The sequence below is a fragment of the Blochmannia endosymbiont of Polyrhachis (Hedomyrma) turneri genome (assembly GCF_000973505.1).
GTDB lineage: Bacteria > Pseudomonadota > Gammaproteobacteria > Enterobacterales > Enterobacteriaceae > Blochmanniella.
In genome coordinates, this window is the sequence record NZ_CP010048.1 from 649252 (window position 1) to 664442 (window position 15191).

Annotated in this window: 8 protein-coding genes and 1 rRNA gene; 1 reads left to right on the forward strand and 8 read right to left on the reverse strand. The window is 34.5% G+C overall.

Features of this window, described 5'->3' with window-relative positions; all coding sequences use genetic code 11:
* Window positions 1–43: 43 nt before the first annotated feature.
* Window positions 44–1622 (reverse strand): 16S ribosomal RNA (locus tag BTURN675_RS02740).
* A gap of 110 nt (window positions 1623–1732) precedes the next feature.
* On the reverse strand, window positions 1733–1864 hold the full coding sequence (locus BTURN675_RS03295; RefSeq protein ID WP_275451389.1) for a hypothetical protein: 132 nt from the start codon (window positions 1862–1864) through the stop codon (window positions 1733–1735).
* A 188-nt stretch (window positions 1865–2052) separates the two neighbouring features.
* Between BTURN675_RS03295 and purH the strand changes: the two genes are divergently transcribed.
* A complete protein-coding gene (purH, locus tag BTURN675_RS02745; protein ID WP_046288997.1) occupies window positions 2053–3696 on the forward strand; it encodes a bifunctional phosphoribosylaminoimidazolecarboxamide formyltransferase/IMP cyclohydrolase in 1644 nt (547 codons plus the stop codon).
* A gap of 157 nt (window positions 3697–3853) precedes the next feature.
* Here purH and BTURN675_RS02750 read toward each other — a convergent pair whose 3' ends face one another.
* From BTURN675_RS02750 to rplA, 6 genes are all read right to left on the reverse strand, one after another.
* The gene (locus BTURN675_RS02750) at window positions 3854–4126 is read right to left on the reverse strand and encodes an HU family DNA-binding protein (RefSeq protein WP_046288998.1); all 273 of its coding nucleotides are present in this window, start codon (window positions 4124–4126) and stop codon (window positions 3854–3856) included.
* Window positions 4127–4481: 355 nt separating this feature from the next.
* Window positions 4482–8759, reverse strand: a complete 4278-nt coding sequence (gene rpoC, locus BTURN675_RS02755) for a DNA-directed RNA polymerase subunit beta' (protein WP_046288999.1) — start codon at window positions 8757–8759, stop codon at window positions 4482–4484.
* A gap of 125 nt (window positions 8760–8884) precedes the next feature.
* Window positions 8885–12907, reverse strand: coding sequence for a DNA-directed RNA polymerase subunit beta (gene rpoB / locus BTURN675_RS02760; RefSeq protein ID WP_046289000.1), 4023 nt, complete (start codon window positions 12905–12907; stop codon window positions 8885–8887).
* 289 nt (window positions 12908–13196) lie between these two features.
* Window positions 13197–13568: a 50S ribosomal protein L7/L12 gene (rplL, locus tag BTURN675_RS02765; RefSeq protein ID WP_046289141.1), complete on the reverse strand. Its 372-nt coding sequence runs from the start codon at window positions 13566–13568 to the stop codon at window positions 13197–13199.
* 153 nt (window positions 13569–13721) lie between these two features.
* On the reverse strand, window positions 13722–14228 hold the full coding sequence (rplJ, locus tag BTURN675_RS02770) for a 50S ribosomal protein L10 (RefSeq protein ID WP_046289001.1): 507 nt from the start codon (window positions 14226–14228) through the stop codon (window positions 13722–13724).
* Between the two features lie 263 nt (window positions 14229–14491).
* Entirely contained in the window at window positions 14492–15187 is a 696-nt protein-coding gene (rplA, locus tag BTURN675_RS02775; RefSeq protein ID WP_046289002.1) for a 50S ribosomal protein L1, read from the reverse strand.
* Window positions 15188–15191 lie beyond the last annotated feature (4 nt).

The window sequence follows — 15191 nt, forward strand, 5'->3', positions numbered from 1 at the left end:
ATTGATGTGAACACTATAGAAACCATTAGTCGAACTTAAATTATAAGGAGGTGATCCAACCGCAGGTTCCCCTACGGTTACCTTGTTACGACTTCACCCCAGTCATGAATCACAAAGTGGTAAGCGTCCTCCTTTTTACTAAAAGGTTAAACTACTCACTTCTTTTACAACCCACTCCCATGGTGTGACGGGCGGTGTGTACAAGGCCCGGGAACGTATTCACCGTGACATTCTGATTCACGATTACTAGCGATTCCGACTTCATGGAGTCGAGTTGCAGACTCCAATCCGGACTACGACGAATTTTGTGAGGTTTGCTAGCTTTCGCAAGATCGCTTCTCTTTGTATACGCCATTGTAGCACGTTTGTAGCCCTACTCGTAAGGGCCATGATGACTTGACGTCATCCCCACCTTCCTCCGGCTTATCACCGGCAGTCTCCTTTGAGTTCCCGACATGACTCGATGGCAACAAAGGATAAGGGTTGCGCTCGTTGCGGGACTTAACCCAACATTTCACAACACGAGCTGACGACAGCCATGCAGCACCTGTCTCAAAGTTCCCGAAGGCACCCATATATCTCTACATAGTTCTTTGGATGTCAAGAGTAGGTAAGGTTCTTCGCGTTGCATCGAATTAAACCACATGCTCCACCGCTTGTGCGGGCCCCCGTCAATTCATTTGAGTTTTAACCTTGCGGCCGTACTCCCCAGGCGGTCGATTTAACACGTTAGCTCCGAAAGCCACAGTTCAAAGACCACAACCTTCAAATCGACATCGTTTACAGCCTGGACTACCAGGGTATCTAATCCTGTTCGCTCCCCACGCTTTCGTACCTCAGCGTCAGTCTTCACCCAGGGGGCCGCCTTCGCCACCGGTATTCCTCCAGATCTCTACGCATTTCACCGCTACACCTGGAATTCTACCCCCCTCTATGAGACTCTAGCTTACCAGTTTCAAATGCAGTTCCTAGGTTGAGCCTAGGGATTTCACATCCGACTTAGAAAACCGCCTACGTACTCTTTACGCCCAGTAATTCCGATTAACGCTCGCACCCTCCGTATTACCGCGGCTGCTGGCACGGAGTTAGCCGGTGCTTTTTCTATAAGTAATGTCAAACAACAACAGTATTATTATTGTTGTTTTCCTCCTTATTAAAAGTGCTTTACAACCCGAAGGCCTTCTTCACACACGCGGCATAGCTGCATCAAGGTTTCCCTCATTGTGCAATATTCCCCACTGCTGCCTCCCGTAGGAGTCTGGACCGTATCTCAATTCCAGTGTGGCTGGTCATCCTCTCAAACCAGCTAGAGATCGTTGCCTAGGTAGGCCATTACCCTACCTACTAGCTAATCTCATCTGGGTTCATCCGATGGCATGAGGCCAAATTAATTAGGTCCCCCACTTTGATCGTAAACTACGATATCATGCGGTATTAGCTACCGTTTCCAGTAGTTATCCCCCCCCTTCGGGCAGATCCCCAGATATTACTCACCCGTTCGCCGCTCGCCAGACAAAACAATATTTAAAAAAACTAAATACCATTTCCTGCTGCCGCTCGACTTGCATGTGTTAAGCTTGCCGCCAGCGTTCAATCTGAGCCATGATCAAACTCTTCAATTATAAACAAAACACCTAAAGATAGATTTCTTAATACACTAACCTTGATATCTACCTATAATATACCTACATTATGATATATCGATTTTGGTCTCAAATAGTGCCCACATAAATTATCTTAAATAAACAACCAAATTATTAAAGAACAACGCAACTACTAACTTAAAAATATTAAAATTACTACTCTGACGCAATATACTTAATATTACATATTCAGTCAACATAATTATGAATATTTTTAGCATGTGTCTATTAAAACTAACAATACTTTTTAACAATAATTAAAAATAAAATTTTAAATGCACATTTTTATTTAATAAACATAAAAATAATCCTTTAAAAATATTAAATAAATAGTAATATTAATTTATTTTAAAAATATATATTATCTAATATAAAAATACAAAAATCATACACCTTATAGGTCTTATTTATGTGCACAACACCACTACATATTCGACGCGCCTTAATTAGTGTTTCTAATAAATTAAATATTTTAGAATTTGCTCACGCACTTGCTCAGAAAAACATTCACTTATTAGCTAGCGGAGGAACAGCTGAAACACTCTCATCAGCAGGATTAAAAGTTACAGAAATATCACAATACACTAACTTTCCTGAAATAATGAATGGACGAATTAAAACACTACATACTAAAATATACGCTGGAATATTAGCCAGACCCCAAATAGACAATGATATCATGCAAAAATATTCAATAAAACATATTGACATGGTAATAATAAACTTTTACCCGTTAACTTCAATACCACCTATAAACAAAGACATCAAAAACCATCACAACACAAATTATGATATTACAACAGATAACATAGATATTGGAGGACCAAGCATAGTTCGCTCAGCGGCAAAAAATTATAAAAATGTTCTTGTGATCGTTGATATTAAAGATTATACGAAAATTATTGATGAACTAAATAATAATAATGGAAAAATTAGCATAAAAACACGACTACAGTTGGCCACTAAAGCATTTCAATACGTTGCTACATACGACACTTTAATCGCTAATAATTTCAAAAAACAACTTACTAAACATCAAATTCACGATAACAATAAAAAACCAAATATTTATTTTCCTCACTATATAAACTGTATGAATGTGAATTTTACAAAAAAACAAAATATGCGATACGGTGAAAACCCACATCAAATTGCAGCATTTTATACAGAAACGTACAATACAATGCCAGATTCTATTTCCCAAGCAGAACAACTGCAAGGAAAAAAACTATCTTACAACAATATTATCGACATAGACACAGCTTGGGAGTGCGTAAAAATGTTTACAGAACCAACATGCGCTATAATAAAACATGGAACTCCATGTGGAGTAAGCAGCAGTCACACACTAACCAAATCCTATCAAAAAGCTTATCAAACTGACCCAGATTCCGCCTTTGGAGGCATAATTGCATTCAATAAAACATTGGACAAAATAACAGCTCAATCAATTATAGAAAATCAATTCACAGAAGCAATTATTGCTCCATGTATTCATCAAGACGCCATAAAAACATTAAACAATAAAAAAAACATACGAATCCTTACTTATAAAAAATGGAAACAAAGATCAAAACAACCTGTTCTAGATCTAGACTATAAACGAATCACTGGGGGGTTGCTTATACAAAATCGGGATTATGATACTATCAATAAAAAAAATATACAAATAGTTACCATCCACCATCCAAATATGCAAGAAATCAATGATGCATTATTTTGCTGGAAAATTGTGCAATTTGTAAAATCTAATGCAATTGTTTACGGAAAAAACAAACAAACTATAGGCATTGGCGCAGGACAAACAAGCAGAATTTATGCAGCAAAGATAGCCACCCTAAAAGCAAAAGATGCGGGGTTTGATCTAAAAGACGCCGTTATGGCTTCAGATGCATTTTTCCCTTTTCCTGACACAATAGAACTCGCAGCCTCAATGGGGATAAAATGTATTATACAACCCGGGGGGGGGATTCAAGATAAAAAAATTATCGCAAGTGCTAATAAAAATAATATTTCTATGATTTTCACTAATATAAGACATTTTCGCCATTAAATATTTTCAAACAATACACAAACTATACACACTTAAAAGTGCGTATAAATCATAATTAAAAAATACCAATTCACCGTTTTTAAAATTTTAAACAACAACATATCCCAATGCACATTGTAAACTCATTTGTTTTCAAAAATACCATAAAAAATTTGAATTACTTAATCGCATTTTTAAAATATTTACCAGAAACAAATCGGGGGATATTCACCGCGGAAATTTTAATTTCTTCACCAGTTTGAGGATTACGACCAATACATGCATTTCTCCGATTAATTTTAAATGTACCAAAACCAATCAATTGAACTATCTCACCAGATTTAAGAGATTCAATAATCGCTGACAAAGTAGAATTAAGTACAATTTTTGCCACTGATTTAGATAAATTTGCTTTATTAGCAATAACATCAATCATTTGAGTTTTATTCATACAATAACCCCTGTTATATACATACTATAAACTATAATATTAACTATATTTTTAACAAAAATAACACCAACTAGATATTTTCAATATTACTGTGATTAAAAAAACACATTTATTCTACTTGCAATATATCACACATAATTAATAAAATAAAAATAAACAACATCTATACTACATACTGCAACACGTAAATATTTTACAAATACATCATCTTTAAAAACTATCTAAATCATTATACTAATAAAAAATAATTAACACTAAAAATAAACATACAAAAATAAAATTAACTTTCAATAAACATACAAAACTATAAATATTGTAAAACACATTTTACGAAACAAAAAAAGAAATTTCAAAATTAATTACTTATCCTACGACTGTCATTCAAATCAGCATTTAGTAATTCAGTTAAATTAGCAGAAGCTTCATCAACAGTTATTTTCGAAGATTCATTCTGAAGATTATCATTACAAAGATTACGACGATATTTTGCACGACCTTGATGATAAGAATAACCTGTCCCAGCAGGTATTAATCGACCAACGATGACATTCTCCTTTAAACCACGCAAATCATCGCGCTTTCCGGATACAGAAGCTTCCGTTAACACACGAGTGGTTTCTTGAAACGAAGCAGCAGATATAAACGACTCAGTCGCTAATGAAGCCTTAGTTATCCCTAACAAATTACGCACAAACGTTATTTTCACTTTTCCATCACGACTCAAACGGCGATTTATCATTTTAATACGAGCATATTCTACTTGTTCACCTTCTAAAAATTCTGAATCACCAGGATCAGTGATCGTAGCCTTACGCAACATTTGACGTATAATAACCTCAATATGCTTATCATTAATTTTAACACCTTGCAAACGATAAACATCTTGTACTTCATTAACAATATAATTAGTAACTGCGTGCACTCCTCGTAAACGCAAAATATCATGAGGCGATTCTGGTCCATCTGAAATAACATCACCACACTCTACATGTTCTCCTTCAAAAACATTAAGTTGACGCCATTTTGGAATCATTTCTTCATATGTATCAATAGTACTATTAATATCTTCTTCTAATGATGAAATAATTAAACGATGCTTACCTTTTGTTTCCTTTCCAAAAGATACGATACCACTAATTTCTGCTAAAATGGCCGGTTCCTTAGGACGACGAGCTTCAAAAAGATCGGCAACACGTGGCAAACCACCAGTAATATCTCTAGTCCCAATACTTTCGTGAGGAACTCGTGCTAAAATATCTCCAGCAGTAACTTTAACCCCATCTAACAACTGTACAATAGCCCTACCAGGTAAAAAATACTGAGCAGGAATATCAGTTCCAGGAACTAAAATATCATCACCTTGCTCATCAACTATTTTCAAAGCAGGACGTAAATCTTTACCACTACCACCGCTTATTTTTTCAGATGCATCTAAAATCACCATAGAAGATAAACCAGTTAATTCATCCGTTTGACGCATAATAGTCTGACCAACAATCATATCCAAAAAACGAACAAAACCAGTAACCTCCGTAATAATTGGCATAGTATGAGGATCCCAATACACTACTATCTCACCACTAATAATTTTCTCACCATCACCTTTTTCCATAATTGCACCATATGGTACTTTATAACTTTCTTTAGTTTTAAAAAATTCATCAACCACTTTAAATTCTGTATTACGAGAGACAATTACTAACTTACCATTATCATTAACAATAAACTTAACATTGCTTAAACGAATCCTACCAGAATGTTTTACTTGAATACTTGATTCTGTAGCTAATCGAAATGCTGCCCCACCGATATGAAAAGTCCGCATTGTCAATTGCGTGCCAGGTTCTCCAATTGATTGAGCGGCTATAACACCAATAGCTTCTCCTCTATTGACAAGCTGTCCACGAGCCAAATCACGGCCATAACAATATGCACATACCCCAAAATCAGTGTCACATGTAACAACAGAACGCACTTTCACAAAATCTACTGCATGTTCCTCTAAAAGGTCACATAATTGCTCATTCAGTAAAGTGTTACGTTTAATTAAAATATCTTGTGAAGTTTTAAAATTATATGCAGTCAAAACATCCTCTGCTGTCACACGACCCAACACTCGTTCACGTAAAGTCTCTTGTACATCTCCTCCTTCAATAACTGAACTCATTACAATACCAGATGAAGTACCACAATCATCTTCAGTAACCACTAAATCCTGTGCAACATCAACTAAACGCCTAGTTAAATATCCAGAGTTAGCAGTTTTTAAAGCAGTATCAGCTAATCCTTTTCGAGCGCCATGAGTAGAAATAAAATATTGAAGAACATTTAAACCCTCACGAAAATTAGCAGTAATCGGGGTCTCAATAATTGAACCATCTGGCTTGGCCATTAAACCTCGCATACCAGCCAACTGACGAATTTGTGCCGCCGAACCTCTTGCTCCTGAATCTGCCATCATAAAAATATTATTAAATGATACTTGAGTCACCTCTTGACCGTATCTATCAGTAACATATTCAATTGACAAATTATCCATCATAGCTTTAGCTACTCGCTCGTTCGCAGTAGCCCAAATATCAATAACTTTATTATAACGCTCTCCTAAAGTAACTAAACCAGACTGAAATTGATCCTGAATTTCAGCCACTTCAGATTCTGCTGCATTTATAATATCAACTTTCTTATCAGGAATAACCATATCATCAATACCAACAGACACTCCAGAACGTGCAGCATAAGCAAAACCAATATACATAATTTGATCAGCAAACAAAACTGTCGCTTGCAATCCTAATACACGATAACAGGTGTTTAACATTTTAGATATCGATTTCTTACCTAATACTTTATTTATTAAAGAAAACTGTAATCCTTTAGGTACAATCATCCAAAAAATTGCACGACCAATAGTCGTGTCGACAATCTTCGTATTAGGTAATAACTCACCATTATCACCAATAATATACTCAGTAATACGAACTTTCACTCGCGCATGTAATGATGCTATTCCTAAACAATATACTTTCTCTGCTTCTTGCGGACTACTTAATATCATATTCTCACCAGAAACATTTATACGATCACGAGTCATATAATATAAACCTAATACAACATCTTGAGATGGAACAATAATTGGTTCACCATTAGCTGGCGATAAAATATTATTAGTAGACATCATTAACGAACGAGCCTCTAATTGAGCCTCAGATGTTAGTGGAACATGTACTGCCATTTGATCACCATCAAAATCAGCATTGTATGCTGCGCATACTAAAGGATGTAATTGAATAGCTTTACCTTCAATTAATATTGGTTCAAACGCCTGAATACCCAATCTATGTAAAGTCGGCGCACGATTTAACATTACAGGATGCTGATGAATTACTTCATCTAAAATATCCCATACTATTGATTCTTCACGTTCTACCATTTTTTTAGCAGATTTGATTGTTGTTGCAAATCCATTTGACTCTAATTTACCATAAATAAACGGCTTAAATAATTCAAGTGCCATTTTTTTTGGCAATCCACATTGATGTAAACGTAAATATGGACCAACAGTAATTACCGAACGACCAGAATAATCAACACGTTTACCCAACAAATTTTGACGAAATCGACCTTGCTTACCCTTAATCATATCGGCTAATGATTTTAACGGACGCTTATTTGAACCAAGAATAGCACGACCCCGACGACCATTATCTAACAATGCATCAACTGATTCTTGAAGCATACGTTTTTCATTTCTAACGATAATATCAGGAGCAGTTAAATCCAATAACCGCTTCAATCTGTTATTACGATTAATAACACGACGATACAAATCATTTAAATCAGAAGTAGCAAATCGACCACCATCTAAAGGCACCAAAGGACGCAAATCAGGAGGAAGTACTGGAAGAACATTTAAAATCATCCATTCAGGTTTATTTTCTGACTGCATAAAAGATTCAATCAGTTTTATCCGTTTTGTCAATTTTTTTCGTTTAGTATCAGAATGAGCATCTTCTAATTCATCACGTAATTCCCGACATGTAGTCTCTAAATTCATGCTTTTTAACAAATCCTGAATCGCTTCAGCACCCATTTTTGCTTCAAATTCATCACCAAACTCTTCTAACGCATCAAGATATTGTTCTTCAGTCAGAATTTGACAACGTTCGAGATGAGTCATTCCACTTTCAACAACTACATATGATTCAAAATATAATACACGTTCTATATCACGAAGCGGCATGTCTAACAATAAACCAATACGAGAAGGCAAAGATTTTAAAAACCAAATATGAGCTGTCGGAGAAGCTAATTCAATATGACCCATACGATCACGACGAACTTTTGTTTGAGTGACTTCAACCCCGCATTTTTCACACACCACACCTCTATGTTTAAGACGTTTATATTTTCCACATAAACACTCATAATCCTTGATTGGACCAAAAATTCTCGCACAAAACAAACCATCACGTTCTGGTTTAAAAGTACGATAATTAATTGTTTCTGGCTTTTTCACTTCACCAAATGACCAAGAACGAATTACATCTGGAGAAGCTAAAGAAATTTTAATCGCATCAAATTCTTCTGTACTAACCCGCTGAGACTGTACAAAATTCAACAAATCTTTCACTCACAAACCCCCATTATCATAAAAAACCATCTCATAATTATGACAATTATCTAAATACTATCACAATTCTCAAACAATAACATAGACACATCATATAAAACATTTTACAATAAAAAATTATTTTCTTATTCTTCTAACTCAATATTAATACCTAATGAGCGAATCTCTTTCAATAATACATTAAAAGACTCAGGCATACCTGGCTGCATCGAATGATGACCATCAATTATATTTTTGTACATTTTTGTTCGACCACTAACATCATCTGATTTAACAGTAAGCATCTCTTGTAAAGTATATGATGCACCATAGGCTTCCAATGCCCACACCTCCATCTCTCCAAAACGCTGTCCACCAAATTGAGCTTTACCTCCTAAAGGTTGCTGAGTAACTAAACTATAAGAACCGGTAGAACGAGCATGCATCTTGTCATCAACCAAATGATTTAATTTCAACATGTACATATAACCTACAGTGACTTTTTGTTCAAACTTCTCTCCAGTACAACCATCAAATAAAGTAATTTGACCAGATAATGGCAAATCAGCCAATTCCAATATTGATTTGATTTCTTGCTCTGTTGTTCCATCAAACACAGGCGTAGCTATTGGTAATCCCTGTTTTAAGTTTTTAGCTAACAGTAATACTTCCTGATCAGAAAAAGTACTAATATCCACATTTTGACGTACATTATCACCTAAATTATATGCTCTCTGAATAAAACTTCGTAACTTACTTACTTCCATATGCTGTTTTAAAATAGAATTTATCTTATTACCTATGCCTTTAGCTGCAAGACCAAGATGGGTCTCCAAAATTTGACCAATATTCATACGAGATGGAACGCCAAGAGGATTTAAAACAATATCCACGGGAATACCATTTTCATCATAAGGCATATCCTCAATTGGATTGATTTTAGAAATAACACCTTTATTACCATGCCTTCCAGCCATTTTGTCCCCTGGTTGTATTTGTCGTTTTACTGCCAAATACACTTTAACAATTTTTAATATCCCAGGCGATAAATCATCTCCTTGTGTAATTTTTCTATGCTTACCTTCTAATTTTCTTTTAAATGTACTTTGTAAATCAGCATATTGTTTAAACAATTGAGACAGCTCATGTTGTCTATCTTTATCCAATAAACAAATATTTAACCACTCACGCCGATCCATATTACACAATAGATTAATCTCTATTCCAGAATCAACTAATACAGTATAAATACGATCAAATAATGCTGCCTCAAAAATATAAAGCTCCTCACTCAAATCTTTTTTTATTTGCTGTAAATGCATCGCTTCAATTTCTAACGTACGCTTATCTTTTACAACACCATCTCTAGTAAATATCTGTACATCAATCACCGTTCCTGATACTCCATTTGGGACACGCAATGAAGAATCTTTTACGTCAGAAGCTTTTTCTCCAAAAATAGCACGTAATAACTTTTCTTCTGGAGTTAATTGTGTTTCACCCTTTGGAGTCACTTTACCTACAAGGATATCACCACCAATAACCTCAGCTCCAATATAAACTACACCAGATTCATCAAGTTTTGATAATGCTGCCTCTCCAACATTAGGAATATCGGCAGTAATTTCCTCAGCTCCTAATTTGGTATCACGAGATATACAAGATAATTCTTGAATATGTATACTAGTAAAACGATCTTCACGTACAACACATTCCGAAACCAGCATGGAATCCTCAAAATTATAACCGTTCCACGGCATAAAAGCGATTCGCATATTCTGTCCTAATGCTAATTCACCTAAATCAGTTGCTGAACTATCTGCTAAAACATCCCCACGTTCTACTATTTCATTAAGAACAACACAGGGCCTTTGGTTAATACATGTATTTTGATTAGACCGAACATATTTCGCAAGATTATAAATATCAATACCAGCTTCACCAGGACACATTTCATGAACATGCACATTAACAATAATACGAGATGCATCCACATATCGAACAACACCCCCCCGTTTAGCAACAACAGTGACCCCTGAATCGACTGCTACAGCACGTTCCATCCCAGTCCCCACCAAGGGCTTTTCATTACGCAAAACAGGAACAGCCTGACGTTGCATATTTGCCCCCATAAGAGCCCTGTTGGCATCATCATGCTCAAGAAACGGAATAAGTGAAGCCGCAACAGAAACAATTTGCTGCGCTGATACATCCATATAATCAATTCGATCACAATGAAACAAACTTGATTCTCCTTTATAACGACAAATCACCAAATCATCAACAAACCTCCCAGATTGGTCAAGATTAGTATTTGCTTGAGCAATAACAAAATCCCCCTCTTCTATGGCCGATAAATAATGAATTTCATCAGTAACTATAGCATTTTTAACTCGACTATACGGAGTTTCTAAAAATCCATATTCATTCGCGCGAGCATACACAGATAAAGAATTAATTAAACCAATATTCGGTCCTTCCGGAGTTTCAATAGGACACACCCTCCCATAATGAGTTGGATGTACATCACGCACTTCGAAACCAGCTCGTTCTCTAGTTAAACCACCCGGCCCCAATGCAGAAATACGACGCTTGTGAGTAATTTCTGATAATGGATTATTCTGATCCATAAATTGAGATAACTGACTCGACCCAAAAAATTCTTTTATTGCAGCAGAAATCGGCTTAGCATTAATCATATCTTGAGGCATCAAATTATCTAAATCCCCTAATGATAAACGCTCCCTAACTGCACGTTCAACACGTACCAATCCAATACGAAATTGATTTTCTACCATTTCCCCTACAGAACGAACACGACGATTTCCTAAATGATCAATATCATCAATCTCACCTTTACCATTTCTTATATCAATGAGTTTTTTTATAACATCAATAATATCTGACGCACTCAAAACACCAGAACCTGCGATGCTGGACCGCTGTAACGAACGATTAAATTTCATTCTACCTACCGATGAAAGATCATAACGCTCTTCTACAAAAAATAAATTTTCAAACAATTGTTCAGCAGCCTCACGCGTAGGAGGTTCTCCAGGTCTCATTACACGATAAATTTCTACTAACGCACTTAATCTATCATTCGTGGGATCAATACGTAATGTCTTAGAAATATAATCTCCATAATCTAAATCATTAGTAAATAGCGTTTCTATACAATTATAACCTGCTTGAACTAATACATTTAATACATCTAACGTCACCACCGTATTCGCAGGAACAAGAACCTCTCCAGTACATGGATCAACATAATCTCTTATAACAATTTTGTTAACTATATAATCATTAGGAACTATAATTTTTCTAACAGAATCCGTATTTAATGCACGAATATGACGAGCAGTAATCCGTCTACCTTTTTCAACATAAAGCACACCATTTGACCGAATATCAAATAAAGCAGTTTCACCCCGTAATCGTTCAGGTATTAAATTCATCATTAACACTCCTTTATGAATTTCATACACCACTTTGCTAAAAAATATATCTAAAATTTGAGCACTACTATAATTCAAAGCATGCAAAACTACAGTCGCAGGTAATTTTCTTCTTCTATCTATACGAATAAATAAACTATCTTTAAGATCAAACTCAAAATCTAACCAAGATCCACGATATGGTATAATACGTGCACTATACAACACTTTACCTGATGAATGCGTTTTACCCTTATCGCTATCAAAAAAAACACCAGGACTTCTGTGTAATTGCGATACTATTACACGTTCAGTGCCATTAATAATAAAAGTAGCATTATCAGTCATTAATGGTATTTCACCCATATAAACTTCTTGATCTTTAATACTTTTCACATCACAAAAACCTTCACGCTCATAAATAACTAAACGTAATTTTACACGCAAAGGAGCAGAAAAAGTCATTCCTCGAATTTGGCATTCTTTAACATCAAATATAGGCTCCCCTAAACGATAACCGATATACTGTAATTCAGAATGAACATTGTAACTACGTATTGGAAAAACAGAACGAAAAACTGATTCTAACCCACATTGCCCATTAGAATCAAAATGAATAAACTTTTGAAAAGAATCAACTTGAATAGCTAAAAGATACGGAATCTCCAAAACTTGAGGACGCTTTCCAAAATTTTTACGAATACGTTTTTTTTCGGTATGAGAGTACACCATAGACCATCCTTTCTAAATCAATCTAAACAAAACAAATTAAGAGCACATTGAAATTTCTAGAAACAACTTAGATAACAATATTAATACTTATAAGAATCAAATCAAAAAAATTAACAATTTGTAAAAACAAATAAAATTAAAATATCAACTTCTTAATAACACTACCAAACACTACTAGATAATTTATATTATCAATATTTACTTATACAAAAAAGCTGGCAGTATCTAATCACTACCAGCATCTCTATCTGAGCCATCAACACATATTTAAAATCCAATATGATGTTATTTATTTAATATCAATAACAGCCCCTGCCTCTTCCATTATTTTCTTTAAAACAATCGCTTCATCCTTGCTAATTCCTGTTTTAATAGTAACTGGAGCAGATTCAACCAAATCCTTAGCCTCTTTCAAACCTAAACTCAGATTAGAACGTACTACTTTAATTACAGAAATTTTATTTTTACCAATACTACTTAATACTACATCAAACTCTGACTGCTCCTCCACTACAGTTTCTTGAACAACATCAGGAACTACAGACGGTACAGAGGATAATGACACACCGAATCGGTCCTCCATCATAGAAATTAATTTTACTATATCCATCACAGACATTTCAGACACTGCATCTAAAATTTGTTCTTTACTAAGAGACATGTTTAAAATTCCTAAAATATAATATGACAATATATAAACAAAAATAACAAACACATACACAATAAAATTTTAACATAAATACTCAACACTACTTACATTATGATCACAAATTATAAACTACATCAAAAAACCACTCGAATTACCTAAAAAAATCTAACCACCTATCCTATTTTCTTTAAAAGTAGACAATATACGAAGTGCAACATGCAATCTTCCTATAGAAATATTCTTGATAGCATATAGCAAATTTAAAATAGACTCTTTATAGGTCGGTAAAGAAGATAATGATACAATATTGGATTCCTCAAAAAGTATTCCACCAAACATAGCTCCCTTTATCTTAAATTTTGGATTACTTTTAGAAAATTGTACAAAAATCTTCGCGCAATCACGGATTTCCACACTGGAAAATGCAATAACATTAGACCCAAAAAAAAGATTTTGTAAACCCTCAAAAACACTACCTATCAAAGCACGCCGCATTAATGTATTACGAACAACATACACATAAACACCACTTTTTCGACACATATCACGCAAACCAGTAATCTCATTTACTGTAATTCCTTCCAATGAAGCAACTACAGCAGAAACAGCAAATTCTATAACATCTCTGACCCCAGAAATAATTTGCTGCTTTTTTTTAAAATTTAATGTCATCATTTACCTTGTAATATATTCACATAATACTAAAATTACTTTAGTTTCTACCATGAAACTATAACGAATAGAAATCAGCACAAAAAAATAATCATCATATTCTATTGATAATAAACCAACTGTTGATGATAAATCAACAAATACTATTGTATTATAACATGAAAATTAACAGCGATATCACACTAATCCAAAAAATACAACTAAAAACATATGACTAATTCACGCTATAACTCCCAACAACTTACAAAAAATAAATTAAAAAATCATAGAAATAAACTATTCTGATTAATAGATAAAGCAACGCCCATACTACTAGAAACCATTATTTTCTTAAAAAACACACCTTTAGATTTTATAGGTTTATTTTTCTTTACATCCATAATTAAAGCCACTAAATTCTCTTTCAGTTTATCAGAACTAAAAGAAATCATTCCAATGCTGGCATGAATAGTACCATACTTATCATTCTTATATCGAATTTGACCTATCTTACTTCTTCTAACCGCTTCTGCAATATCATGAGAAACAGTACCAAATTTCGGATTAGGCATCAAACCACGAGGACCTAACACAGGCCCTAACTGAACAACTGTATTCATAACATCAGGAGTCGCAAGCACAACATCAAATTTATTTTTCCGATTAGTAACATAATTCACTAAATCATCTAAACCAACAAAATCTGCACCGGCATTCTTCGCTAAAATCACATTAGTTCCTTGCGTAAACACAATAACACAAACATCACGACCAGTACCATGTGGTAAAAATATACTACCACGAATATTTTGTTCAGATTTTTTTGGATCAATACCCAAACATATAACAACATCAAGACTCTCAATAAAATGTACAGTAGATAACTCTTTTAACAAAGATATTCCCTCCAAAATATCATACTGCTTACCTGCATCCACTGCACTATACATAATAGACATACGTTTACTTAATTTAATCATAGTG

Bases quoted from the DNA above. Each gene is read 5' to 3' on its own strand.
- rpoB (WP_046289000.1), bottom strand. From the start codon at position 12,907: ATGGTGTACTCTCATACCGAAAAAAAACGTATTCGTAAAAATTTTGGA.
- BTURN675_RS03295 (WP_275451389.1), bottom strand. From the start codon at position 1,864: ATGCTAAAAATATTCATAATTATGTTGACTGAATATGTAATATTAAGT.
- rplA (WP_046289002.1), bottom strand. From the start codon at position 15,187: ATGATTAAATTAAGTAAACGTATGTCTATTATGTATAGTGCAGTGGAT.
- rplL (WP_046289141.1), bottom strand. From the start codon at position 13,568: ATGTCTCTTAGTAAAGAACAAATTTTAGATGCAGTGTCTGAAATGTCT.
- purH (WP_046288997.1), top strand. From the start codon at position 2,053: ATGTGCACAACACCACTACATATTCGACGCGCCTTAATTAGTGTTTCT.
- rplJ (WP_046289001.1), bottom strand. From the start codon at position 14,228: ATGACATTAAATTTTAAAAAAAAGCAGCAAATTATTTCTGGGGTCAGA.
- BTURN675_RS02750 (WP_046288998.1), bottom strand. From the start codon at position 4,126: ATGAATAAAACTCAAATGATTGATGTTATTGCTAATAAAGCAAATTTA.